Source organism: Pseudomonas sp. N040 (genome assembly GCF_015637705.1).
Classification (GTDB): Bacteria; Pseudomonadota; Gammaproteobacteria; order Pseudomonadales; family Pseudomonadaceae; genus Aquipseudomonas.
In genome coordinates this window covers 196,796-220,157 of sequence record NZ_JADOBE010000006.1, presented here as the reverse complement: position 1 = coordinate 220,157, position 23,362 = coordinate 196,796, and the positions used below count along the sequence as shown (strand labels likewise).

Here is a 23,362-nt window from a genome sequence, read left to right as displayed (position 1 = left end):
ATGCCGGCGCGCCTGATGCCGTCGCGCCGCCGCGCGCTGGGCGTTGGCCTGTGCGCCGCACTGGCCGCCAGCGAGGCGCCAGCGCTGCCGTTCCAGGTCAATGAAGACATCGTCGGCGTGTGGAACAACAGCATCGTGGCAGCCACGGTGATCCGCGCCAGGGACCCGGACAAGCAACTGGTGGGGGCCAACAACGCACCCGAATACCCCGGCGCCAAGGGCGCGGTGAGCACTGCCGATGATGGCAACCTGAACTACCACAAGGGCGACGTGGTCAGTGCGCCGCTGATTTACACCACCGATCTCGAATTGCGTTACCGGGGCAAGTACGGCGTCTATGGCAAACTCAACGCCTGGTACGACTCTGCCGGTGAAGACCGCGCAGTGCCGCATGGCAGTATCGCCAATGGCTACCGGCCGAATGAACCGCTGGATGACAGCGATTATTACGATTACAACCAGTTCCACGGCTACCAGGTACTCGACCTGTATACCTACGGCAACTGGGATTTTGGCGAGAACCGCTTTACCGGACGCCTCGGCAAGCAGTCGATCAACTGGGGGGAAAGCCTGCTGCATGTCGGTATCAACGGCTTCAATCCGATCAGCTATTCCGCACTGGGGCGCTCCACGGTGCGCCAGGATGAAGCGCTGATCCCGGTCAACCGGCTCTACGGCAACCTGATAACCCGCAACGCGGTGAGCATCGAGGCCTTCTATGCGCTGGACTGGACGGCCTCCCAGCTGCCGGCCTGCGGCACCCAGGGCGCGGGCATCGACGCCATTGCCGACCCGGCCTGCAATGCCGGCACGGCAGCCGCGGCGCTCACCGACCAGCAGATGTTCGAGCAGGGCGAGCTGGGCAGAAATCCGTACCTGGTCGCCCGGCCCTACGCGAAAAAGCCCGGCAGCTCGGGACAGTTCGGCCTGTCGAGCCGCTACTTCGTCGAAGCGCTGGATACCGAATTCGGGGTGTATTACGTCAATTACCATGCGACCAACCCGGTGGTCGACCTGACCCTGTGCGACACGCAACCGTGTTCGGGCGCAAGCGGCCTGGCCCTGCCGCTGAAGTATCACGAGAATGTCCATGCGATGGCCCTCTCGGCAGCCAGTGGTTTGCGCAACCTGGCCTACTCCCTGGAACTCAGCCATTTTCGCAACCTGCCGGCCCAGCGCAACCTGACCGACATGCTCAGCGCGGCGGTTGACCATACCGGCATCTATGCCCAGCGCATCGCGGCCGCCGCTCCGGGCTCCACCTTCAGTGGCAGCATCCCGGTAGACCGCACCCAGCTGTTGCTCGGCGGCGAGCTGGACCTGGCCCAGAGCGTCGGTTTGTCCGATGCGAAACTGGTGGCCGAGGCTTCCGCGCAGTGGGTTTCCAACCTGCCGGGTACCGATGAGGAGCGCATCGGCCGCAACAGCAACTGGGGCAGCGCGGCAACGGCGGATGCCGGGTGTCCGACGCTGACCCAAGCGACGGAGCATGGCTGCAGCACCGCGGGCTATGCCACCGATTTCAGCTGGGGTTACCGGGTGCTGGCCAGCGTCAACCTGCCCAAGCCGGAGCTGGGGCTCGAGTTCCGCCCGCAACTGTCCTGGACGCATGATGTCGACGGCTACTCGGTCGACAGTGGTCAGGTCGAGGGCCGCCAGGTGATCGGCGCGAGCCTGCGCACGGTTTTCCAGCGCGCCTACTTTGTCGAACTGGGGCGCAGCTGGTTCAAGCGCGATGTCGACTACGACCCGGCGCGCGACAAGGATGTGTACTTCCTGGCCATGGGCCTGGTGTTCTGAGCCGCTGCCGCGGGCCCGGCCGCCAGGACCGTCAGATCGCCCCGCTGCGGGCCAGCGCGGCAATCTCGCTGGCGCTGTAGCCGAGGGCGCCGAGTACTGCCTGGTTGTGTTCGCCGAGCGCTGGCCCGGTCCATTCGACAGTTCCTGGCGTTTCCGACAGTTTGGGCACCACGCCGGGCATGCGGAACGGCTTGCCATCCGGCAGCCTGGCGCTGAGGAACATTTCGCGGGCAATGAATTGTGGATCGCTGAACATGTCTTCGGCCGAGAAAATCCGGCTGGCCGGCACCTCTGCCTGCTGCAGGGTACTTTCCACTTCAGCCAGTGGAAGGCTACCAACCCAGCGGTCAATGACGCCGTACAGCTCGTCGCGGCGGGCATCGCGGCCGGCGTTGTCGGCCAGTGCCGGGTCGCTGGCCAAATCTGCTCTACCAATTGCGCGCATGAAGCGCTGGAAGATCGCATCGCCGTTGGCGCCGATCTGGATGTGCTTGCCATCCGCGCAGGTGTGGATCGAGGAGGGGGTGATGCCGGGCATGATGTTGCCGCTGCGCTCGCGGATGAAGCCGAACACGTCGAACTCGGGCACCATCGACTCCATCATGGCGAACACCGCCTCGTAGAGGGCCACGTCCACCACCTGGCCCTGGCCGCCGTTGACCTCGCGGTGACGCAGCGCCATCAGCGCGCCGATCACTCCCCACAGCGCGGCTATCGAGTCGCCGATGGAGATGCCGGTGCGCACCGGCGGACGGTCGGCGAAACCGGTGATGTAGCGCAGCCCGCCCATCGACTCACCGACGGCACCGAAGCCCGGCTGATCCTTCAGCGGCCCGGTCTGGCCGAAGCCGGACAGGCGCACCATCACCAGGTTGGGGTTGAGCGCATGCAGTACGTCCCAGCCCAAGCCGAGCTTTTCCAGCACGCCGGGGCGGAAGTTCTCGATCAGGATGTCGGCCTCGCTGAGCAGCTTCTTCAGCACCTCGCGGCCGTCCGCATGCTTGAGGTTGAGGGTGATCGATTGCTTGTTGCGCGCCTGCACGAACCACCACAGCGAGGTGCCCTGGTACAGCTTGCGCCACTTGCGCAGCGGATCGCCGCCATCCGGCGACTCGACCTTGATCACCCGGGCCCCGAATTCGGCGCAGATCCGCGCGGCGAAGGGGCCGGCGATCAGGGTGCCGAGCTCGACTACTTTCAAACCGGCAAGGGGGCCGGCGAGGGGTTTGCTGGGCTGCTGCATGGGGTGTCCATCCGTCCGGGTATGCCGGCGACTCTAACGTGCCCGGGCGCCATCGGGTAGACTTGCGGCCTTTTCCGCCAGCCAAGAAGTCGCCCCATGGCCCAGCCATCGACCACCTACAAGATCGAAATCAACCTCACCGACCTGGACCGCAGCATCTACCAGAACCTGCGCTTCACCGTGGCCCGGCACCCGTCGGAGACCGAAGAGCGGCTGGCGGTGCGCCTGATCGCCTATGCGCTGTTCTATGACGAGCAGCTGGCTTTCGGTCGCGGCTTGTCGGATGTGGATGAGCCGGCGCTGTGGGAAAAGAGCCTGGACGGGCGCGTGCTGCACTGGATCGAAGTTGGCCAGCCGGATGCCGACCGCATCACCTGGTGTTCACGGCGTGCCGAGAAGTTCACCCTGCTGGCCTACGGCAACCTGCGTGTGTGGCAGACCCGGGTGCTGGACGGGGTGCGCAGCCTGAAGAACCTCAATGTGCTGGGCCTCGACCAGGAAGCCCTGGCCGCCCTGGCGCTGGATATGCCGCGGGCGCTGAACTGGAGCGTGATGATCAGCGATGGCGAACTGTTCGTCACCGACGAGCGCGGCCAGCATGAGATCCCGCTGGTGTGGTTGGCGGGCGGCCGCTAGTCATTGCGTAGGGTGGGCTTCAGCCCACCAGTCAAGCTTGCGCTGAGCCGGCGGTGGGCTGAAGCCCACCCTACGCTCAACGGAGCCTAGGCTTTAAGAGTGAGATCCCTGCTCCATGCGTATCGAACAGCGTCCGTTACCCGCCAGCCTGCCCGACCTGGGTGATCTGCCGCCGCTGCTGACCCGCCTGTATGCCGCGCGTGGCGTGCAGTCGGCGGCCGAACTGGACAAGGGCCTGGCGCGGCTGCTGCCGTACCAGCAACTCAAGGGCATCGAGGCGGCGGTCGCGCTGCTGGTCGTCGCGCTGCAGCAACGCCAGCGGATCCTCATCGTCGGCGATTTCGATGCCGATGGCGCCACCGCCAGCACGGTCGGGGTGCTTGGCCTGCGCCTGCTTGGCGCGGCGCAGGTGGATTATCTGGTACCCAACCGCTTCGAGTATGGCTACGGGCTGACCCCGGAGATCGTCGCCGTGGCCCTGCAGCGCGCGCCGGATCTGCTGCTCACCGTGGACAACGGGATTTCCAGCGTGGACGGGGTGGCTGCGGCCAAGGCCGCCGGCCTGACCGTGCTGATCACCGATCACCACCTGCCGGGGGCCGAACTGCCGGCGGCGGACGTCATCGTCAACCCCAACCAGCCGGGCTGCGGCTTCCCGAGCAAGGCGCTGGCCGGCGTCGGCGTGATGTTCTACCTGCTGCTGGCGCTGCGGGCGCGGCTGCGCGAGATCGGCTGGTTCAGCGCGGCGCGCAGCGAACCGAACCTGGGCGAGCTGCTCGATCTGGTGGCGCTGGGCAGCGTCGCCGACGTGGTGCCGCTGGACGCCAACAACCGCATCCTGGTGCATCAGGGGCTGGCGCGGATTCGTGCCGGGCGCGCGCGGCCGGGCCTGCGCGCAGTGCTGGAAGTGGCCGGGCGTGATCCGCAGGGGATCAACTCGACCGACCTCGGCTTCATCCTCGGGCCGCGCCTGAATGCCGCCGGCCGCCTGGACGACATGAGCCTGGGCATCGAATGCCTGCTCTGCGAGGACCCGGCGCTGGCCCGCGAAATGGCGGTGCAGCTGGATGAACTGAACAAGGACCGCAAGAGCATCGAGCAGGGCATGCAGCGCGAGGCACTGGCGCGCTTGCAGGATTTGCCGCTGGACGATCTGCCGTTCGGCCTGTGCCTGTTCGAGGCCGACTGGCACCAGGGCGTGATCGGCATCCTGGCCTCGCGCCTGAAGGAGCGCTATCACCGCCCGGCGATCGCCTTTGCCGATGCCGGCGACGGCCTGCTCAAGGGCTCGGCGCGCTCGGTGCCCGGCCTGCACATCCGCGATGCGCTGGACGCGGTGGCGGCCAGCCATCCGGGCCTGATCAGCAAGTTCGGCGGCCACGCGATGGCTGCCGGGCTGTCCCTGCCGCGGGAAAATTATCCGGCGTTTGCCGCGGCCTTCGATGCCGAGGTGCGCCGCCAGCTCTGTGCCGAGGACCTGACCGGGCGCCTGCTCTGCGATGGCCAGCTGGCTGCCGCCGAGTTCGATCTGGAACTGGCCCGCGCGCTGCGTCACGCCGGACCCTGGGGCCAGCACTTTCCCGAGCCGCTGTTTCACGGCGTGTTCGAAATCGTCCAGCAGCGCCTGGTCGGTGAAAAGCACCTGAAGCTGCTGCTGAAGACCGAGTGCGGCACGCAGACGCTCGACGGCATCGCCTTCAACATCGACCGCGAGCAGTGGCCGAACCCCACCGTGCGTTGGGTCGAGCTGGCCTACAAGCTGGATCTCAACGAGTTCCGCGGGCGCGAGGCGGTGCAGCTGCTGATCAGCCATATTGCCCCGCGCTGATACCGCAGCCTGCGCGCGCAACCGGCGCAGTGCTTTGCGCGGTGGTTACCGGCCTGTCCGGGGATAGGCTAACGTGTAGTGAGCTGGCCCCTGAATGATCTGCCGGCGTGGCGCATACAGCCCGCCCTGGCCAGCACTGTGGCAATCAACCCGCAATTCCGGAGCGCGTGATCGATGAGTCGAGTGCATGACAACCGCTGCAGCAACATATCCGGGCGCCGCCGGCTGGCGCTGGCTGTCGGGCTGCTGGCCGCCACCCTGGGCGGCTGCGCAGGAACCGGCGGCGATGCCGCGCAGTTCCTCCAGCTGGACCTGCAGGCCACCCAGGAGAATGCCGGTGCGGTCGGCCAGGTGGCCCTGCTGCCGCAGGGTGACGAGACCAGCCTGAGCTTCTTCATCGGCGGTGTGCCGCCCTGGACCGGGCGGCCGCTGAACCTGCTGAGCTATATCTATCCGGGCAGTTGCACGGCGCTGGGGAGCAAGCCGGCCTACGCCATGAACAGCACCACCCAGACCCTGGTGGTGGATGGTGGCTGGCGCATGGCCAAGAGTGTGCCGGCGGAGCTGGAAGACCTGCGCGAGGGGAGCTATTCGGTGGTGCTGCGCACGACGCCGGCCGATCATTCGGTGAATATCTTCTGCGCCGAAATCAGGTAGGCGGTCCGGCCCTTGCGGCCGCAGCAGAGTAGATCAGGTTAGAGCAGAGCAGCGCCCACCAGCAGCGGTGGGCGCTGCGCGGGATTACCAGCCGAGCTGCTTGTTGAAGCCCAGGGCATCGTAGTAGTCGCCCTGGTAGGTGATCTTGCCCGCCTCGATACGCACGAAGCTCACGCCCTCAAAGCTCAGCGGCTTGTTGGTGGCCGGGGTTTCCGGACCCCAGGCACCGGTGTTGGTGCCGCTGAATTTCCACTGGAAGGCAATCCCGTGCTTGCCAACGATCGGCTTGCTGGTCATCTCCCACTTGGCATCCGGCACGGCGGTGAGGAACACCTTGATCACGTTGTCACGGGCGGCGACCCGGCCTTTCTGCGGCGTGCCGACGGTGGCGTCGAAGTACACGCCGTCCTCGGCAAAGAAGCTCGAAGCCTTCTCGGCGTCGTGGGCGTTCCAGGCAGCCATGTAACCGTCGATCAGGGCTTTGTTGTCGTTGGCGGCCTGGACCAGGCCGGCGAAGGCGAACAGGGCGACCAGGCTGATGTTGCGGAGGGTGCTTTTCATTGTTGTTGCTCCTGCGTTGTTGTGAAGAAATCCGGAGGCGATCTGGGCGTCGTGCGCGCCGGCAGGGCTAGGCGGCCAGCGCCGAGAAAGCGCAGCGTACTGGAGTACGTGAGCATTTCGAGGTGCTGGCCAACAACGCCCGGCCAAGTGCGCGGCGTTCAGATCAATGTTTGATCATCACGTGGCGGATGGCGGTGTAGTCCTCCAGTCCGTACATCGACATGTCCTTGCCATAGCCGGACAGCTTCATGCCGCCGTGCGGCATTTCGCTGACCAGCATGAAGTGGGTGTTGACCCAGGTGCAGCCGTACTGCAGGCGTGCCGACAGGCGATGGGCGCGGCCGACATCGCTGGTCCACACCGAGGAGGCCAGTCCGTAGTCGGAATCGTTGGCCCAGGCCAGGGCCTGCGCCTCGTCGTCGAACGGGGTGACCGAGACCACCGGACCGAACACCTCGCGACGCACGATCTCGTCGCTCTGGCTGGCGCCGGCCAGCACGGTCGGCTCGTAGAAGAACCCCGGGCCTTCGCCCATGCGTCCGCCGGTGACCACTTCGATGTTGGACTGGGCGCTGGCGCGCTCGACGAAGCCGGCCACCCGCTCGCGGTGCTGGGCGGTGATCAGCGGGCCGAGTTCGGTTTTCGGATCGTGCTGCAGGCCGGACTGCAGGCTGCCGACGGCAGCGCCGAGTTCGGCGACGAATTTCTCGTAGATGCCCTTCTGCGCATAGATGCGGCAGGCAGCGGTGCAATCCTGGCCGGCGTTGTAGAAGCCGAAGGTGCGGATGCCTTCCACCGCAGCAGCGATGTCGGCATCGTTGAAGATCAGCACCGGGGCCTTGCCGCCCAGTTCCATATGCATGCGTTTTACGCTGGCTGCAGTGCTGGAGATGATGTTCGAGCCGGTCGCCACCGAACCGGTGAGCGAGACCATGCGCACTTTCGGATGGGTGACCAGCGGGCTGCCGACACTCGGGCCGCGACCAAATACGATGTTTACCACGCCGGCCGGGAAGATCTCGGCGATGAACTCGGCCAGCTTGAGCGCGCTCAGCGGGGTCTGTTCGGAGGGCTTGAGCACCACGGTATTGCCGGCGGCCAGCGCCGGGGCAAGCTTCCAGGCGGCCATCATCAGCGGGTAGTTCCACGGCGCGATGGAGGCCACTACGCCGATCGGGTCGCGGCGGATCATCGAGGTGTGCCCGGGCAGGTACTCGCCGGCGGCCGAGCCGGAGAGGCAGCGGCTGGCGCCGGCGAAGAAGCGGAAGGTATCGGCGATCGCCGGGATCTCGTCATTCAGCGCGTTGCCGTAGGGCTTGCCGCAGTTGTCCGACTCCAGGCGCGCCAGTTCCTCGCCGTGCGCCTCGATCTTGTCGGCCAGGCGCAGCAGCAGCAGGGAGCGGTCTTTCGGCGCGGTCTGCGACCAGCCCTCGAACGCGGCGGCGGCGGCACACACGGCGGCGTCGACCTGGGCGGTGCTGGCTTCGTTGATGTTGACCAGGGCGGCGCCCAGCGATGGATTGAGCACAGCCTGGCTGGCACCTTCGCCAGCCACCAGCTGGCCGTTGATCAGCAGTTTGGTTTGCATTGCGTTAAGCCTCGCGTTATCGGAGTTGCAGGAGTTTCGTAGGGTGGGAAACTCGCATGGCGATTTCCCACCACCGTGATTGCTGGTGGAAAAGGCCTGCGGCCGTTTTCCACCCTACTTGCCGCCGCTGCCGGCGACGCCTTCGCCACCCTTGGTCAGCTGGTAGGCGGCGAGAATCGGCAGCATGGTCACGATCATCACCAGCATCGCCACCACGTTGGTCACCGGCACATCCCGCGGGCGGCTGAGCTGGTTGAGCAGCCAGATCGGCAGGGTGCGCTGGTGGCCGGCGGTAAAGGTGGTGACGATGATCTCGTCGAAGGACAGCGCGAAGGCCAGCATGCCGCCGGCCAGCAGCGCCGAACTGAGGTTCGGCAGGATGATGTAGCGGAAGGTCTGCCAACCGTCGGCACCGAGGTCCATGCTGGCCTCGATCAGGCTGTGCGAGGTGCGGCGGAAGCGCGCAATCACGTTGTTGTAGACGATCACCACGCAGAAGGTCGCGTGCCCTACCACGATGGTGAACATGCCGGGCTCGATGCCGAGCGTCTTGAAGGTGGCGAGCAGGGCGATACCGGTGATGATGCCGGGCAGGGCGATCGGCAGGATCAGCATCAGCGAGATGCTTTCCTTGCCGAAGAAGTCGCGGCGGTACAGCGCGGCAGCGGCAAAGGTGCCCAGCAGCATGGCGATCAGCGTGGCAATGCAGGCGATCTGCAGCGACAGCTTGATCGATTCGAGGACGTCTTCACGGGCAAAGGCCACGCTGAACCAGTGCAGGGTGAAGCCCTGCGGCGGAAAACTGAAGGCGGCGTCTTCGGTGTTGAAGGCGTACATGAAGATGATCAGGATCGGGAAGTGCAGGAACACCAGCCCGCCCCAGGCGGCGGCTTTCAGCCCCCAGGAGGCTTGATCACCCTGCTTTGCGGCATTAGAGCGCATCGAAGGCCCCCAGGCGTTTGACGATGGACAGGTAGACGGCGATCAGCACGATCGGCACCAGGGTGAAGGCGGCAGCCATCGGCATGTTGCCGATCGCGCCCTGCTGGGCGTAGACCATGCTGCCGACGAAGTAGCCGGGCGGGCCGATCAGTTGCGGCACGATGAAGTCGCCGAGGGTCAGCGAGAAAGTGAAGATCGAACCGGCGGCTATTCCCGGTATCGACAGCGGCAGAATCACCTTGGTGAAGGTCTGCCGCGGCCGCGCCCCAAGGTCGGCCGAGGCTTGCAGCAGCGACGGCGGCAGGCGTTCCAGCGAGGCCTGGATCGGCAGGATCATGAACGGCAGCCAGATATAGACGAACACCATGAAGCGTCCCAGGTGCGAGGTCGACAGGGTGCTGCCACCGACCCCGGGGATGCCCAGGATCAACTGCAGCAGGCCGTCCAGCCCCATGTTCTGGATAAACCACTGGGCCACGCCGCCCTTGGCCAGCAGCAGGGTCCAGGCGTAGGCCTTGACGATGTAGCTGGCCCACATCGGCATCATCACCGCAATGTAGAAGAACGCCTTGAGTTTGCCGCTGGTGTAGCGGGCCATGTAGTAGGCAATCGGGAAGGCGACCATGGCACTGGCCAGCGAGACCATGATGGCCATGCTCAGCGTGCGCAGGATGATGTCGTAGTTGGCCGGGGCGAACAGCGCCTTGAAGTTGGCCAGGGTCAGCTCCGGGGTGACCGTCATGCTGAAGTCGTCGAAGGTGTAGAAACCCTGCCAGAGCAGGGTCAGCAGCGAGCCGAAATAGATCGCGCCGAACCACAGCAGTGGCGGCACCAGCAACAGCAGCAGGTACAGGTTGGGGCGCTGGTACAGCAGGTTGGAGAAACGCCGCAGCGCTCCGCTGTTGCCGGCCGACGGGGTGAGCGACTGGCTGCTCATCTCATTGCTCCTCGCTCAGCTGCACCATGGCGGCACGCGGCCAGCGCGCGCTGACTTTCTGCCCGGGCTGGCAGGGCGCATCGCCGAGGTTCCACTGGTTGTTGGCCTGACTGATGGAGAAGTTCTGGCCGTTGTCCAGTTGCAGCTCGTAGCGGGTCGCGGCGCCCTGGTACTGGATGTCGTGCAGCAGGCCGCTGATTTCCAGTTCGTCGCTGCCGGCCGCCTCGCTGCCGGCCAGGCGCACATGTTCCGGACGGATCGAGAACGGCTGGCTGGAGCCGCTGATCTGCTGCGCCAGTTCCCCGCGCAGGACGTTCGAGGTGCCGACAAATTCGGCGACAAACGGGGTGGCCGGCTTCATGTAGAGGTTGCGTGGCGTGTCGATCTGCTCGATGCGGCCCTTGTTGAACACTGCCACGCGGTCGGACATCGACAGTGCTTCGCTCTGGTCGTGGGTGACGAAGACGAAGGTGATGCCGAGCTGGCGCTGCAGCTTCTTCAGCTCGCTCTGCATCTGCTCGCGCAGCTTGAGGTCCAGCGCCCCCAGCGGTTCGTCGAGCAGCAGCACCCGCGGGCGGTTGACCAGCGCGCGGGCCAGGGCCACGCGCTGGCGCTGGCCGCCGGACATGGCCGCCGGCTTGCGGCTGCCGAAACCGGACAGGGCGACCATGCCCAGCGCTTCCTCGGCCCGCGCCAGCCGCTCGGCCTTGCCGACGCCCTTGACCAGCAGGCCGTAGGCGACGTTTTCCAGCACGTTCATGTGCGGGAACAGCGCGTAATCCTGGAACACCGTGTTCACGTCGCGCTCGTAGGGCGGCAGGCCGCCGGCTTCGCTGCCGTGGATGCGGATCGAGCCGGCGCTCGGTTGTTCGAAGCCGGCGATCAGGCGCAGACAGGTGGTCTTGCCGGAGCCCGAGGGGCCCAGCATGGAAAAGAATTCGCCATCCCGGATCTCGAGGGATACCCGGTCGACGGCCTTGACCTCGCCGAATACGCGGGAAACATCGATAAATTGCACTGCAGGGGTCATCTCAATCGCTCCAGGAGGAAAAACCATCCGGCCCCGGGTGCGCCGGGGTGGATGGGGCATTGCAGGCGAAGGGCGGGCTGAAGCCCAGCCTACGCAGAAACTACGATCCAGCCCTTAGGGTGGGGAACTCGCATAGCGATTTCCCGCCGCCGGTGGCAGCAATGGTGGAAAAGGCCGTTGGCCGTTTTCCACCCTACGAGCTACGAATCGCAAAATCGTCTTTCGGTATACGCATCGGTGAGCATCGAGCGAGCGGTTCGTGGGCAAGGCGTCCCGCAGCACAGTGCGAGACATACCGCCGGGTAGGCGAGCGCTGTGCGAGGACACAACGCCGCCCACGAATCGCGCAGCCGGTGCGGCTGCCTTAGCGACCGCCCATGATCGCGATGTAGTCCTGGGTCCAGCGGCTGTAAGGCACGTACTTGCCGCCTTCGGCCTGCGGGGTTTTCCAGAAGGCGATCGCGGCGAAGTCGTCGAAGCCGTTGGCCTTGCAGCCTTCGTCGGTGAGCAGGGCATTGCCCTTGCAGGCAGCCGGCACCGCCGGCACCGAGCCGAACCAGGCGGAGACGTCGCCCTGGACCTTGGGCTGCAGCGACCAGTTCATCCACTTGTAGGCGCAGTTCGGGTGCTTGGAGTCGGCATGCAGCATGGTGGTGTCGGCCCAGCCGGTGGCGCCTTCCTTGGGCACGGTGGAGCTGATCGGCTGCTTCTCCAGCTGCAGGGCATTGACCTGGTACTTCCAGGAGCCGGAGGCGACCACGCCCTCGTTCTTGAAGTCGCTCATCTGCACGGTGGCGTCATGCCAGTAGCGGTGGGTCAGCGCGTGCTGCTTGCGCAGCAGGGAGAGGACGGCCGCATACTGCTCCTCGTTCAGCAGGTAGGGGTCCTGGATGCCCAGCGCCGGCTGGGTGGCCTTGAGGTAGAGCGCCGCATCGGCGATGTAGATCGGGCCGTCGTAGGCCTGCACACGGCCCTTGTTGCTCTTGCCGTCGGGCAGGGTCTGCTCTTCGAAGACCACCGACCAGCTGGTGGGGGCTTCCTTGAAGGTGTTGGTGTTGTACATCAGCACGTTCGGGCCCCACTGGTAAGGCGTGCCGTAGTGCTGGCCGTCGACCGTGTGCCAGGCGCCGTTCTGCAGGCGCTCATCGACGTTCTTCCAGTTGGGGATCAGCGCGGTGTTGATCGGCTGCACGCGCTTGCCGGCGATCAGACGCAGCGAGGCATCACCGGAAGCCGTCACCAGGTCGTAACCGCCTTTGGCCATCAGGCTGACCATCTCGTCGGAAGTGGCGGCGGTCTTCACGTTGACCTTGCAGCCGGTTTCCTGTTCGAAGCCGGTGACCCAGTCATAGGCCTTGTCGCTGGAGCCGTTCTCGATGTAGCCGGGCCAGGCGACGATATCCAGCTGGCCTTCTCCGGCGCCGATCGCTTGCGGCAGGCCGGCGGCCTGTACGCCGGCGCTGGCCAGCAGGGCGGTGGTGATTGCACTGAGCAGTAGCGTTTTGCGAGATGACATGGGTGTTCCCTCTTTTGTATTGGTATGGGCCGTTACGTCATGAAGCAGGCCTGGCGGCCGTTGGTGGTTACATCAATTGTCCGGAGTGGCGCGCCATGATGTGGCGCACCACGCTGTAGTCTTGTAGCGAGTCGCTGGACAGGTCCTTGCCATAGCCGGAGCGCTTGAGGCCGCCGTGGGGCATCTCGCTGACCAGCATGAAGTGGCTGTTGATCCAGGTGCAGCCGTACTGCAGGTGGCTGGCCACCTGCATGGCCTTGTCCAGGTTCCGGGTCCATACCGATGAGGCTAGACCATATTCGGAGTCGTTGGCCCAGCTCACGGCCTGGCTCAGTTCGTCAAAACGGGTCACCGTCACCACCGGGCCGAACACCTCGCGCTGGACGATCTCGTCAGCCTGCCGGCAACCGGCGAGCAGGGTCGGCTGGTAGAAGAAGCCGGGGCCGGAGTGCACGGCCGCACCGGTGATGCGCTCGATGTGTGGCTGGCTCAACGCGCGCTCGACGAAGCTGGCCACGCGGTCACGCTGGCGGGCACTGATCAGTGGGCCGATTTCGTTCTCGGCGTCGTTCTTGCGGGCAAAGCGCAGGCTGCTTACCGCGTCGCCCAGTGCGGCGACCAGGCGCTCATGGATGCCGGCCTGGGCGTAGATGCGGCAGGCCGCGGTGCAGTCCTGGCCGGCGTTGTAGTAGCCCCAGGTGCGCACGCCTTCGACCACCGCGGCGAGGTCGGCGTCGTCGCAGACGATCACCGGGGCCTTGCCGCCGAGCTCCAGGTGGGTGCGCTTGAGGGTGCGCGCCGCGGCCTGGAGGATCTTCTGCCCGGTGATGATGTCGCCGGTCAATGACACCATGCGGATCTTCGGGTGGCTGACCAGCGGGCTGCCGACGCTTTCGCCGCCGCCACAGAGCAGGTTGAGTACCCCCGGCGGGAGGATTGCATTCAGTGCCGGGGCCAGGGCCAGGGTCGACAGCGGGGTGTGCTCGGAGGGCTTGAAGATCACGCAGTTGCCGGCGGCCAGGGCTGGTGCCAGCTTCCAGGCGGCCATCATCAGCGGGTAGTTCCATGGCGCGATGGAGGCGACCAGGCCGATCGGGTCGCGGCGTACCATGCTGGTGTAGCCCGGCAGGTACTCGCCGGCCAGTTGGCCCTGCTGGCAGCGCACGGCGCCGGCGAAGAAGCGGAATACATCGGCGCTGGCGCTGAGGTCGTCCTGGCGCGCCAGGTGCAGCGGCTTGCCGCAGTTGATCGACTCCAGGCTGGCCAGCAGGTCGGCCTGGCGCTCGATGGCGTCGGCAATCTCGAGCAGGACGGCGGAGCGCTGCGCCGGGGTGGTTCTGGACCACTGGGCAAAGGCCAGGGTCGCCGAGCGCACCGCGCTTTCCAGCTGCTCGCCGGAAGCCTCCTGCACGCTGCAGATGACTTCGCCGGTGGCCGGGTTGATGATTGGCTCGGCAATCCCGTCGCCCGTCACCAGTTCGCCGGCGATCAGCAACTGGTTGGGAAAGATGCGCGGGCTGGCACTGGCGTTCATCGCGGCACTACTCGGAATTTCGCTGGTTGGTGCGGGGGGCATGACTGGCTCCGGCAAGAGTGACGCGGATGCCCCTGAGGTTGGATTGAGACTAGGGGCAGGATGGGAGGTCAACAAATACTAATTATTGAAAGCACCATTCGATTAAATCGAATGTCGGCGCCCGTGCGGCTGTTCGCGCGCCACGGTCAGGAACGGGTCGACCAGCGCCGGCCTGGCGGTGCCCCGGCGCCAGACCATGCCGACATCCAGGGTCTCGCTGAGATCGACCAGCGGGCGTGCCTCGATGATGTCGCCTTCCAGCGACCAGGGGCGGTAGGTCATGTCCGGCTGGATGGAGATGCCCAGGCCGGCAGCCACCAGGCTGCGCACGGCTTCCACTGAGGCGGTACGCAGCGTCACTTTCGGCGTCAGGCCGGCGCGGGCCCAGATGCGCTGGGTGTGCAGGCCCATCTCGTCGGCGTTGAGCTGGATCAGCGGCTCCTCGGCGACATCGCCCAGGCTGATACTGTCGTGCTCCAGCAGCGGGTGCCGTGGCGGCAGCCACAGGCGGTGCGGCGAGTGGGTGAGGACTTCGGTCTGCAGGGCGTGGCGGTCTTCCAGGTTGGACAGAATGAGCACGCCGATATCGATTTCGCCGCTGACCAGCAGGTGCTCGATATAGCTGCGTTCGTCTTCGACCACCCGCGTCTGCACGTTGGGGAAGGCGCGCTGGAAGCGGGTGATCAGGTCGGCCAGGTAGTAGCCGGCGACCAGGCTGCTGACGCCGATGGTCAGGCTGCCGGCAACCTGGTCGGTGCTCTGCTGCAGGCTGCGCTTGGCGTTGTCGACGGTGGCCAGGATCAGGTGCGACTGGCGCAGGAACTGGTGGCCCTGGTGGGTCAGGGTCATGCCCTTGGCGTGGCGGTCGAACAGGCGCACGCCGATTTCTTCCTCGAGTTGCTGGATCGCCAGGGTCAGGGTCGACTGCGAGATGTACACCGCCTGGGCGGCTGCCGAGATGGAGCCGGTCTCGGCCACGGCGATGAAGTGACGGATCTGGCGCAGGGTCATCATGAAAGTGGGTGCTCGCTATGGTTTTTTTGAGATGGCTGGCGCTGCCGTTCGTATTTATCGATAGAGTAGCCGCTAAATCCGGCCAGGCAAACGCTTGCGCTGCGTCGCGGCTGCCAGCGCAGGCCGACTCGGGTATACTCGCCGGCTTTTCCGCCTGTTTTACCCGTGAGTGCTGCCAGCCATGGAAATCAACCCGATTCTCAACCGTATCAAGGACCTGTCCGAACGGACCCTGACCATTCGGGGGTATCTTTGACTACGATCACAAGCATGATCGGCTGGTCGAAGTAAACCGCGAACTCGAAGACCCCAACGTCTGGAACAACCCGGAGTACGCCCAGAACCTGGGTCGCGAGCGCGCCCAGCTGGCGCTGATCGTCGATACCCTGGACGATCTCGAGGGTGGTCTGGCCGATTCCCGTGACCTGCTGGAGATGGCGGTCGAGGAAAACGACGAGGGTGCCGTCGCCGATATCAGCAGCGAACTGGACCGTCTCTGCTCGATCCTCGAGAAGCTCGAGTTCCGCCGCATGTTCAGCGGCGAGATGGACGCCAACAACGCCTACCTGGATATCCAGGCCGGGTCCGGCGGCACCGAGGCCCAGGACTGGGCCAACATGCTGCTGCGCATGTACCTGCGCTGGGCCGACAAGCGCGGTTTCGAGGCCACTATCATGGAACTGTCCGCCGGCGAAGTGGCCGGGATCAAGGGCGCTACCGTGCATATCAAGGGCGAATACGCCTTTGGCTGGCTGCGTACCGAGATCGGCGTGCACCGCCTGGTGCGCAAGAGCCCGTTCGACTCGGGCAACCGCCGGCACACCTCGTTCACCGCGGTGTTCGTCTCGCCGGAAATCGACGACAACATCGAGATCGAGATCAACCCGTCGGACCTGCGCATCGACACCTACCGCTCCTCGGGCGCCGGTGGCCAGCACGTCAACACCACCGACTCGGCGGTACGGATCACCCACCTGCCGAGCAACACCGTGGTCTGCTGCCAGAACGAGCGTTCCCAGCACGCCAACAAGGACACGGCGATGAAGATGCTGCGCGCGCGCCTGTACGAACAGGAAGTGCAGAAGCGCAACGCCGCCTCGCAGGAGCTGGAGGATTCCAAGTCGGACATCGGCTGGGGCCACCAGATCCGCTCGTATGTGCTCGACGCCTCGCGGATCAAGGACCTGCGCACCAATATCGAGCGCAGTGACTGCGACAAGGTGCTCGATGGCGACCTTGACGAGTACCTGGAAGCCAGCCTCAAGCAAGGCCTGTAAGCGTCCAGCCAGACCTGATTACATTTTTCGGAACCCTACGACCATGAGCGAACAACCGCTGAACGAGCACGCGATCCACGAGGAAGAAAACAAGCTGATTGCCCAGCGCAAGGAAAAGCTTGGCGTCGTGCGTGAGCAGGGCAATGCCTTCCCCAATGACTTTCGCCGCGACAGCTACTGCGCCGACCTGCAGCGGGCCAACGCCGGCAAGAGCAAGGAAGAGCTGGAAGCCGCGGCGATTCAGGTCAAGGTCGCCGGGCGCCTGATGCTCAACCGTGGCGCCTTCCTGGTGCTGCAGGACATGAGCGGGCGCATCCAGCTGTACGTCAACCGCAAGACCCTGGGTGACGAACAACTGGAAGCCCTCAAGCACTTCGACCTGGGTGACATCATTGCTGCCGAGGGCAGCCTGGCCCGTTCCGGCAAGGGCGACCTGTATGTCGACCTGCGCAATGTGCGCCTGCTGACCAAGGCGCTGCGCCCGCTGCCGGACAAGTTCCACGGCCTGACCGACACCGAGCAGCGCTATCGCCAGCGCTATGTCGACCTGATCGTCAATGACGAGGTGCGCGAGACTTTCCGCGTGCGCTCGCAGGTGATCGCGCATGTCCGCCAGTTCCTCCGCGAGCGCGATTTCCTCGAAGTGGAAACGCCGATGCTGCAGATGATCCCCGGTGGCGCCGCGGCCAAGCCGTTCGAGACTCATCACAACGCCCTGGATCTGCCGATGTTCCTGCGCATCGCCCCGGAGCTGTACCTCAAGCGCCTGGTGGTCGGCGGTTTCGAGCGGGTGTTCGAGATCAACCGCAACTTCCGCAACGAAGGCGTGTCGACCCGGCACAACCCCGAGTTCACCATGCTCGAGTTCTATCAGGCCTACGCCGACTACGAGGACATGATGGACCTCACCGAAGAGCTGTTCCGCGAGCTGGCGCAGCTGGTGCTGGGCAGTACCGACGTACCCTACGGCGACAAGCTGTTCCATTTCGGCGAGCCGTTCGCCCGCCTCTCGGTGTTCGACTCGATCCTCAGGTACAACCCGGACATCAGCGCCGCCGATCTGAATGATCTGGAGTCCGCTCGCGCCATCGCCAAGCGCGCCGGAGCCAAGCTGCTCGGCCACGAAGGGCTGGGCAAGCTGCAGGTGATGATTTTCGAGGAGCTGGTCGAGCATAAGCTGGAGCAGCCGCACTTCATCACCCAGTACCCGTTCGAAGTCTCGCCGCTGGCGCGGCGCAACGACCAGAACCCGAATGTCACCGACCGCTTCGAGCTGTTCATCGGCGGCCGCGAGATCGCCAACGCCTATTCCGAGCTGAATGATGCGGAAGACCAGGCCGAGCGCTTCATGGCCCAGGTGGCGGACAAGGATGCCGGCGACGACGAGGCCATGCACTTCGACGCCGACTTCGTGCGTGCCCTCGAATACGGCATGCCGCCGACCGCCGGCGAGGGCATCGGCATCGACCGGCTGGTCATGCTGCTGACCAATTCGCCGTCGATCCGCGACGTGATCCTGTTCCCGCACATGCGTCCGGAACTCTGAGCCAACAAGCAATGCCGGCAGCCCCGGCATTGCTTGTTGGCTGGGCGGGCGGGACAATGTGCCTTAACGATTGTCCACTTGCCGGGATTCAACCGTCGTGACCAACAGAGCCGTCGGAGAAGGTGCTTCGGAAGTTGCCAGTGCGCTGGCCGAGAGCATCCAGTATCAGGGCCGCAAGGCCAGCCGCAAGGGCAGCGAGCAGCGCCGCCAGGCCATTCTCGATGCCGCCATGCGCATCATCGTGCGCGACGGGGTGCGCGCGGTGCGCCACCGCGCGGTAGCCGCCGAAGCCGGGGTGCCGCTGTCGGCGACCACCTACTACTTCAAAGACATCAACGACCTGATTACCGACACCTTTGCCCAGTTTGTCGAGCACAATGCGGCCATGCTGTCGCGCTTCTGGGCCGATGCCGAAACCGATCTGCAGGCGCTCTCGGCCGGTCTTAAGCAGGATGAAGCGTCGCGTCGCGCCGTGGTTGACCATGTGGTCGAGCGCGCCCTGCTGTATGTGCGCAACCAGCTGCGCGACAACCGCGACGGGTTGCTGGCGGAACAGGCCCTGCGCCTGGAGGCCCTGAACAATCCGGCCCTGCGCCAGGTGAGCATGGCCCACCAGCAGATCCTCGCCAGTGGCGTCGACCTGTTTTTCGAGGCCCTCGGTTCGAAGCGTCCGCGCGAAGATGCGCACTTGTTGACGTCGATCATTCTGCGCATGGAGTATCAGGGCCTGCTGGTCGGGCTGGAAAATATCGACGTGGATGAGACCCGCGGGATTCTGAAACGCTATCTTTACCTGGTCACCGGCTTGTAAGAGTGGTCGCCTGGTCTTTTCGCGTCACAAGGAGCGCTTAGTGAAAGCATTGCGTGTTGTGCTGGCCCTGTCTTTCCTGCTGCTCGGTGGCTGCCTGGTGGTGTTTCGCGAGCCGCTGCCGGCCAACGAGCCGCCACCGTTGGCGCTGCTCGGTGAATGGTCGCGCAGCAACGAGTGGGGCGAGCAGATGTTTCTCGATATCAGCCGTTCCGGCGAGAACAGTTTCAGGGCGCGGCTGATGGCCGGCAGTCCGGAAAACCTGGAAGGCGCCGAGGAATATGACTTCACCGTCAATCACAGCGGCCACCGCTGGTATCTCTCCACGCGCCTGCCCCGGCGCTTTGGTGAAAGCTTCGCGGTTGGCGGGTTCGAGATCACCAGCAGCAACGAGTTGCTGGTCTACAGCCTGGATAACCAGCTGTTCATCGACGAGATCCGCGCCGGGCGCCTGCAGGGCGAGGTGATCGACACGGTGGAGGGCGAAAGCGCACTGGTCACCGCCCCGGCTGCCGATGTGCTGGCGTTCCTCAACGATCCGGCGAATGCCGATGTGTTCGTCGAGGCTGCCCGCTACCAGCGCAGCGGGCAGTGAGGCCCGCATGAGCACGCGCAAGTCGCCGGAGGACTATCAGCAGACCATTCGCGCCCTGTCGGAGCGCATCGTGCTGGCGCAGAACCCGATCCGCGTGCTTGACGCGATCAAGTGGGATGATGCGGTTGGCCAGGCTTTTCTCAAGGCCGGCGGCAAGGCGCTGCCGCAGGTCGACCGGGCTTACTACGAGAACCGGCCATTGCCGTTCGACGCCGGCGAGAAAAAGCTCGAACTGCAGAACATCGAGCGCGACATCACCCGCCAGCTCGGCCAGTTCAACCCGGTCGGGCAGATCATGCGGCGCATGTGCAAGGAATACCGCATGGTCATCCGCATGCTCGAAGCGCGCGGTACGGCGGATTTCGGCCTGATCTCCCAGGAACTCTACGGCGCCGCGTCCGACGCCTTCCATGCCGGTGATCCGACCCTGGCCGATCTGGGGCTGATGCTGTCCGGTTACCTGAACAACATCGACAGTCGTGGCGATCTCAAGGACGAGGCCAAGACGCTCACCGCCAGTGATGCCGTAGCCATCCTGCAGGAGCGTCTGGCCGCGGTGTTCGGCGACGACACCATCCGCGTGTTCGAATCCGACGGCATCGTCGCCGATGCGGCAGCCGGGGCCGACTACATCAAGATCCGCAGCGATGCACTGTTCAATCCGCGCGATGTGCGGGCGCTGGAAGTGCATGAAGGCATGGTGCATGTGGCCACTACCCTGAATGGTCTCAACCAGCCGTTCTGCACCTTCCTGGCCAAGGGGCCGCCCTCGTCGACCGTCACCCAGGAAGGACTGGCGATCCTCATGGAGGTCATCAGCTTCACCTCCTACCCGACCCGCCTGCGCAAGCTGACCAACCGCACCCGGGCCATCCACATGGCCGAGGAGGGCGCGGACTTCCTCGAGGTTTACCACTTCTACCGCGAGCAGGGTTTCAGTGCCGAGAGCAGCTACAGTAATTCCAGCCGGGTGTTTCGCGGCTCGACCCCGGACGGTCTGCCGTTCACCAAGGACCTGTCCTACCTCAAGGGCTTCATCCTGATCTACAACTACATCCAGCTCGCGGTGCGCAAGGGCAAGCTGGAGCAGATCCCCCTGCTGTTCAGCGGCAAGACCACCCTGGAAGACATGCGCACCCTGCGCCAGCTGGTCGACGAGGGTCTGCTGGTGCCGCCCAAGTACCTGCCGCCGCAGTTTCGCGACCTGAATGCGCTGTCGGCCTGGATGTGTTTCTCGAACTTCCTCAACCACCTGAATCTGGACCGGATCGAAGCGGACTACGCCAATATCCTCTGATTCGCTCGCTGCCCCTGCTGGCTCCAGCACGGACCGATGCCAAGGAATCCACCATGCCCAGCCATCAACTCGACTACGAAATCCTCGGTGCCGGCGCGCAAGCGGTGGAAATCATCCTCGACCCGGGCGAGACGGTGATCGCCGAGGCCGGGGCGATGAACTACATGACCGAGGGCATCCGCTTCGACACGCGCATGGGCGACGGTTCGGCCAGCGGCCTGCTGGGCAAGTTGTGGGGCGCGGGCAAGCGCCTGCTGACCGGCGAGTCGCTGTTCCTCACGCACTTCAGCAACGCCGGCACGCAGCCGGCGCGGGTTGGCTTTGCGGCGCCCTATCCGGGAACGGTGGTGCCGATCGAATTGGGCTCGCTCGGCGGGCACCTGATCTGCCAGAAGGATGCCTTTCTCTGCGCCGCCTTCGGCACGCAGGTCGGCATCAGCTTCAGCAAGCGCATCGGGGCCGGCTTCTTTGGCGGTGAGGGCTTCATCCTGCAGCGGCTCGAGGGTGACGGGCTGGCCTTCGTGCATGCCGGCGGCACCTTGATTCGCAAACAGCTGGACAACGAAACCCTGCGCCTGGACACCGGCTGCCTGGTGGCATTCAGCAGTGGCATCGACTATGACATCGGCCTGGCCGGCGGCTTGAAAAGCATGTTGTTCGGTGGCGAGGGAATTCTCCTTGCCACGCTCAAGGGCACTGGTACGGTGTGGATCCAGAGCCTGCCGTTCTCGCGCCTGGCCGAACGCATCTATGAGGCCACCTTCAAGGCCCGCGAGGAAGTCCGCGCCGGCGGACAGCAATGAAACGCCTGCTGCTGTTGGCGGCGCTACTGCTGTCGGGCTGCAGCGGCCTGCTGTTCTTTCCGGAGCCGGGCCTGCCGATCACGCCGAAGGAAGCCGGGCTTGAATATCGTGATGTGCAGCTGACCGCGGCGGATGGCACGCGCCTGCATGGCTGGTGGTTGCCGGTAAAGGCCGGGGTGCCGGTCAAGGGCACGGTGCTGCACCTGCATGGCAACGGCGGCAATCTGGCCTGGCACCTGGCCGGCAGCTACTGGTTGCCGGAGCAGGGCTACCAGGTGCTGATGCTGGATTATCGCGGCTACGGGGTTTCCGCCGGCGAGCCGAGCCTGCCGGCGGTGTATGCCGATATCGATGCGGCGCTGCGCTGGTTGCAGCAGTCTGCCGAGGTGCAGGGCAAGCCGCTGGTGCTGCTCGGGCAAAGCCTCGGCGGGGCGCTGGCGGTGCATTACCTGGCCGAGCACCCGCAGCAGAGGGGCCAGCTGCAGGCGCTGGTACTGGACAGCGTGCCGGCCAGCTACCGCCAGGTGGCGCAGCACGTGCTGGGCACTGCCTGGCTAACCTGGCCGCTGCAGGTGCCGCTGAGCTGGCTGGTACCGGAGGCCGAGAGTGCGCAGTACGCCATGCCGAAACTGGACGGCTTGCCGGTGCTGATCTTCCAGAGTATCGACGACCAGGTGGTGCCGCTGGCGAATGGCATCAGCCTGTACCAGGCCGCGCCGCCACCGCGGGTGCTGCAACTGACCCGCGGCGCCCACGTGGAAACCTTCAATGTGCCGGTCTGGCGCGAGGTCATGCTGACTTACCTGCAGGATCCGGCCGGATTCAGCGGCCTGCGGCGCCTGGCGGAAGTTCCCGCAAGTATTCCGCCGCCTTGAAGCGTGCAGGCCTCAACAGCGCCCGGGCGCCTGAGGTATCCTTGGCGCCCGCAAGACTCTCCTTTCAATTCCGTCGATAAGTGAACCGATCATGAGCGCAGAACGTAGCCCTATCCCGCTGATTCTTACCGGTATCGCCAGCATCATCGGCACTGTGCTGGTGCTCTGGTATTACGGCTACCTGCATTTCGCCAAGCAGGAGGATGCCCTGCTGCTGAACGAGTTCACCATGCTCAAGACCGTCGAGGGTGTGGACTACAAGGTCTCGCTGCAGCCGGCCGACCAGATTGCGCAGTGCTTCGATGGCGTGCTGGTGCTGTTCGACATGCAGCAGAAGGGCCTCAGCGGCGTCCTGGTGGACAAGCGCCAGCGCGCGGTGCGCTGTGTCAGTGAAGAGCAGCCAAAACCGGCCGAGTAAGTCACCGCGCCGAGCGGGCCCTGGCCCGCCGGCTATCTGCTCCCGGGCCGCCCGGGGGCTTTCTGGCTGGCGCTATTCCTGCTTTTCCAGCTCGTGCAGGTATTTGCGTGACAGCGTCAGGAAACGCGGGGTCAGCCCGACATCCTCATACAACGGGTCACCCTGTTCGTCGGTGGCGACTACCTGGTTGCCCTTGACGTAGGGCAGGCTCGCCTCCAGTTCTTCCAGGGCGGCACCGATCAGTTCGCCGAGGATTTCCTCCGGGTGGCGCTTGGGATACATCTCGACCAGTGCCTTGAGGCGCGCGGCCGAGACCAGGTCCAGGCGGATCTGGTACAGGTTGCTGGTCAGGCGCCCCGTGGCGTTCTGCTCCCACTGTTTGACCAGGTCGCGAATTTTCATCTTCACCTCCTCC

Annotated in this window: 22 protein-coding genes; 12 read left to right on the top strand and 10 right to left on the bottom strand. The window is 65.2% G+C overall.

Annotated features, from left to right (window positions below):
- Entirely contained in the window at positions 1-1,800 is a 1,800-nt protein-coding gene (locus ISX93_RS11210; RefSeq protein WP_195778809.1) for a DUF1302 domain-containing protein, read from the top strand.
- A gap of 31 nt (positions 1,801-1,831) precedes the next feature.
- Here ISX93_RS11210 and ISX93_RS11205 read toward each other — a convergent pair whose 3' ends face one another.
- Positions 1,832-3,043 carry a CaiB/BaiF CoA transferase family protein gene (locus ISX93_RS11205; protein WP_195778808.1) on the bottom strand — a complete coding sequence of 404 codons (1,212 nt, stop codon included), beginning with the start codon at positions 3,041-3,043 and terminating at the stop codon, positions 1,832-1,834.
- A 96-nt stretch (positions 3,044-3,139) separates the two neighbouring features.
- Between ISX93_RS11205 and ISX93_RS11200 the strand changes: the two genes are divergently transcribed.
- The 3 genes from ISX93_RS11200 to ISX93_RS11190 all read left to right on the top strand — a co-directional run bounded on the left by ISX93_RS11200 (position 3,140) and on the right by ISX93_RS11190 (position 6,164).
- The gene (locus tag ISX93_RS11200) at positions 3,140-3,679 is read left to right on the top strand and encodes a YaeQ family protein (protein ID WP_195778807.1); all 540 of its coding nucleotides are present in this window, start codon (positions 3,140-3,142) and stop codon (positions 3,677-3,679) included.
- 115 nt (positions 3,680-3,794) lie between these two features.
- A complete protein-coding gene (gene recJ, locus ISX93_RS11195) occupies positions 3,795-5,507 on the top strand; it encodes a single-stranded-DNA-specific exonuclease RecJ (RefSeq protein ID WP_195778806.1) in 1,713 nt (570 codons plus the stop codon).
- A 174-nt stretch (positions 5,508-5,681) separates the two neighbouring features.
- Positions 5,682-6,164, top strand: a complete 483-nt coding sequence (locus ISX93_RS11190; RefSeq protein WP_195778805.1) for a hypothetical protein — start codon at positions 5,682-5,684, stop codon at positions 6,162-6,164.
- A gap of 84 nt (positions 6,165-6,248) precedes the next feature.
- Here the strand turns inward: ISX93_RS11190 and ISX93_RS11185 are convergent, their stop codons facing one another.
- The 8 genes from ISX93_RS11185 to ISX93_RS11150 form a co-directional block, all read right to left on the bottom strand.
- Positions 6,249-6,725 (bottom strand): ester cyclase, encoded by a 477-nt coding sequence (locus ISX93_RS11185; protein ID WP_195778804.1) that lies wholly within the window; start codon positions 6,723-6,725, stop codon positions 6,249-6,251.
- A 163-nt stretch (positions 6,726-6,888) separates the two neighbouring features.
- Positions 6,889-8,313: a gamma-aminobutyraldehyde dehydrogenase gene (locus tag ISX93_RS11180; RefSeq protein ID WP_195778803.1), complete on the bottom strand. Its 1,425-nt coding sequence runs from the start codon at positions 8,311-8,313 to the stop codon at positions 6,889-6,891.
- Between the two features lie 114 nt (positions 8,314-8,427).
- On the bottom strand, positions 8,428-9,255 hold the full coding sequence (locus tag ISX93_RS11175) for an ABC transporter permease (RefSeq protein ID WP_195778802.1): 828 nt from the start codon (positions 9,253-9,255) through the stop codon (positions 8,428-8,430).
- Positions 9,245-10,192 (bottom strand): ABC transporter permease, encoded by a 948-nt coding sequence (locus ISX93_RS11170; protein WP_195778801.1) that lies wholly within the window; start codon positions 10,190-10,192, stop codon positions 9,245-9,247. Before ISX93_RS11170 ends, ISX93_RS11175 begins: the two co-directional genes overlap by 11 nt.
- A 1-nt stretch (position 10,193) precedes the next feature.
- Positions 10,194-11,222, bottom strand: coding sequence for an ABC transporter ATP-binding protein (locus tag ISX93_RS11165; protein ID WP_195778800.1), 1,029 nt, complete (start codon positions 11,220-11,222; stop codon positions 10,194-10,196).
- Positions 11,223-11,586: 364 nt separating this feature from the next.
- A complete protein-coding gene (ydcS, locus tag ISX93_RS11160) occupies positions 11,587-12,738 on the bottom strand; it encodes a putative ABC transporter substrate-binding protein YdcS (RefSeq protein WP_195778799.1) in 1,152 nt (383 codons plus the stop codon).
- 67 nt (positions 12,739-12,805) lie between these two features.
- The gene (locus ISX93_RS11155; RefSeq protein ID WP_195778839.1) at positions 12,806-14,272 is read right to left on the bottom strand and encodes a gamma-aminobutyraldehyde dehydrogenase; all 1,467 of its coding nucleotides are present in this window, start codon (positions 14,270-14,272) and stop codon (positions 12,806-12,808) included.
- 144 nt (positions 14,273-14,416) lie between these two features.
- A complete protein-coding gene (locus tag ISX93_RS11150; RefSeq protein ID WP_195778798.1) occupies positions 14,417-15,328 on the bottom strand; it encodes a LysR family transcriptional regulator in 912 nt (303 codons plus the stop codon).
- Between the two features lie 181 nt (positions 15,329-15,509).
- On the opposite strand from ISX93_RS11150, the gene prfB reads away from it, so the two are divergent.
- The 8 genes from prfB (at position 15,510) to ISX93_RS11110 (ending at position 22,947) form a co-directional block, all read left to right on the top strand.
- Positions 15,510-16,605 (top strand): peptide chain release factor 2 gene (gene prfB / locus ISX93_RS11145; RefSeq protein ID WP_195778797.1). Its coding sequence is split into 2 segments (ribosomal slippage): positions 15,510-15,581 and positions 15,583-16,605, totalling 1,095 coding nucleotides; the frame shifts between segments, so codons are not numbered across the junction.
- A gap of 43 nt (positions 16,606-16,648) precedes the next feature.
- Entirely contained in the window at positions 16,649-18,151 is a 1,503-nt protein-coding gene (lysS, locus tag ISX93_RS11140; RefSeq protein ID WP_195778796.1) for a lysine--tRNA ligase, read from the top strand.
- A gap of 97 nt (positions 18,152-18,248) precedes the next feature.
- Positions 18,249-18,962 (top strand): TetR/AcrR family transcriptional regulator, encoded by a 714-nt coding sequence (locus tag ISX93_RS11135; protein WP_195778795.1) that lies wholly within the window; start codon positions 18,249-18,251, stop codon positions 18,960-18,962.
- A 40-nt stretch (positions 18,963-19,002) separates the two neighbouring features.
- Positions 19,003-19,554 (top strand): hypothetical protein, encoded by a 552-nt coding sequence (locus tag ISX93_RS11130; protein ID WP_195778794.1) that lies wholly within the window; start codon positions 19,003-19,005, stop codon positions 19,552-19,554.
- Positions 19,555-19,561: 7 nt separating this feature from the next.
- Positions 19,562-20,851 carry a flavohemoglobin expression-modulating QEGLA motif protein gene (locus ISX93_RS11125; protein WP_195778793.1) on the top strand — a complete coding sequence of 430 codons (1,290 nt, stop codon included), beginning with the start codon at positions 19,562-19,564 and terminating at the stop codon, positions 20,849-20,851.
- A gap of 53 nt (positions 20,852-20,904) precedes the next feature.
- Positions 20,905-21,654 carry a TIGR00266 family protein gene (locus ISX93_RS11120; RefSeq protein ID WP_195778792.1) on the top strand — a complete coding sequence of 250 codons (750 nt, stop codon included), beginning with the start codon at positions 20,905-20,907 and terminating at the stop codon, positions 21,652-21,654.
- Entirely contained in the window at positions 21,651-22,529 is an 879-nt protein-coding gene (locus ISX93_RS11115) for an alpha/beta hydrolase (RefSeq protein ID WP_195778791.1), read from the top strand. The genes ISX93_RS11120 and ISX93_RS11115 overlap by 4 nt, the downstream gene beginning before the upstream one ends.
- Before the next feature lie 91 nt (positions 22,530-22,620).
- Positions 22,621-22,947, top strand: a complete 327-nt coding sequence (locus ISX93_RS11110) for a hypothetical protein (protein WP_195778790.1) — start codon at positions 22,621-22,623, stop codon at positions 22,945-22,947.
- 72 nt (positions 22,948-23,019) lie between these two features.
- Here the strand turns inward: ISX93_RS11110 and ISX93_RS11105 are convergent, their stop codons facing one another.
- Positions 23,020-23,349 (bottom strand): pilin assembly protein, encoded by a 330-nt coding sequence (locus ISX93_RS11105; protein ID WP_195778789.1) that lies wholly within the window; start codon positions 23,347-23,349, stop codon positions 23,020-23,022.
- Positions 23,350-23,362 lie beyond the last annotated feature (13 nt).

Coding starts and splice junctions, on each gene's coding strand:
- ISX93_RS11125 (WP_195778793.1), top strand. CDS start 19,562: ATGAGCACGCGCAAGTCGCCGGAGGACTATCAGCAGACCATTCGCGCC.
- recJ (WP_195778806.1), top strand. CDS start 3,795: ATGCGTATCGAACAGCGTCCGTTACCCGCCAGCCTGCCCGACCTGGGT.
- ydcS (WP_195778799.1), bottom strand. CDS start 12,738: ATGTCATCTCGCAAAACGCTACTGCTCAGTGCAATCACCACCGCCCTG.
- ISX93_RS11175 (WP_195778802.1), bottom strand. CDS start 9,255: ATGCGCTCTAATGCCGCAAAGCAGGGTGATCAAGCCTCCTGGGGGCTG.
- ISX93_RS11205 (WP_195778808.1), bottom strand. CDS start 3,043: ATGCAGCAGCCCAGCAAACCCCTCGCCGGCCCCCTTGCCGGTTTGAAA.
- ISX93_RS11150 (WP_195778798.1), bottom strand. CDS start 15,328: ATGATGACCCTGCGCCAGATCCGTCACTTCATCGCCGTGGCCGAGACC.
- ISX93_RS11110 (WP_195778790.1), top strand. CDS start 22,621: ATGAGCGCAGAACGTAGCCCTATCCCGCTGATTCTTACCGGTATCGCC.
- ISX93_RS11155 (WP_195778839.1), bottom strand. CDS start 14,272: ATGAACGCCAGTGCCAGCCCGCGCATCTTTCCCAACCAGTTGCTGATC.
- ISX93_RS11200 (WP_195778807.1), top strand. CDS start 3,140: ATGGCCCAGCCATCGACCACCTACAAGATCGAAATCAACCTCACCGAC.
- ISX93_RS11180 (WP_195778803.1), bottom strand. CDS start 8,313: ATGCAAACCAAACTGCTGATCAACGGCCAGCTGGTGGCTGGCGAAGGT.
- lysS (WP_195778796.1), top strand. CDS start 16,649: ATGAGCGAACAACCGCTGAACGAGCACGCGATCCACGAGGAAGAAAAC.
- ISX93_RS11170 (WP_195778801.1), bottom strand. CDS start 10,192: ATGAGCAGCCAGTCGCTCACCCCGTCGGCCGGCAACAGCGGAGCGCTG.
- ISX93_RS11105 (WP_195778789.1), bottom strand. CDS start 23,349: ATGAAAATTCGCGACCTGGTCAAACAGTGGGAGCAGAACGCCACGGGG.
- ISX93_RS11120 (WP_195778792.1), top strand. CDS start 20,905: ATGCCCAGCCATCAACTCGACTACGAAATCCTCGGTGCCGGCGCGCAA.
- ISX93_RS11165 (WP_195778800.1), bottom strand. CDS start 11,222: ATGACCCCTGCAGTGCAATTTATCGATGTTTCCCGCGTATTCGGCGAG.
- ISX93_RS11185 (WP_195778804.1), bottom strand. CDS start 6,725: ATGAAAAGCACCCTCCGCAACATCAGCCTGGTCGCCCTGTTCGCCTTC.
- ISX93_RS11115 (WP_195778791.1), top strand. CDS start 21,651: ATGAAACGCCTGCTGCTGTTGGCGGCGCTACTGCTGTCGGGCTGCAGC.
- ISX93_RS11210 (WP_195778809.1), top strand. CDS start 1: ATGCCGGCGCGCCTGATGCCGTCGCGCCGCCGCGCGCTGGGCGTTGGC.
- ISX93_RS11190 (WP_195778805.1), top strand. CDS start 5,682: ATGAGTCGAGTGCATGACAACCGCTGCAGCAACATATCCGGGCGCCGC.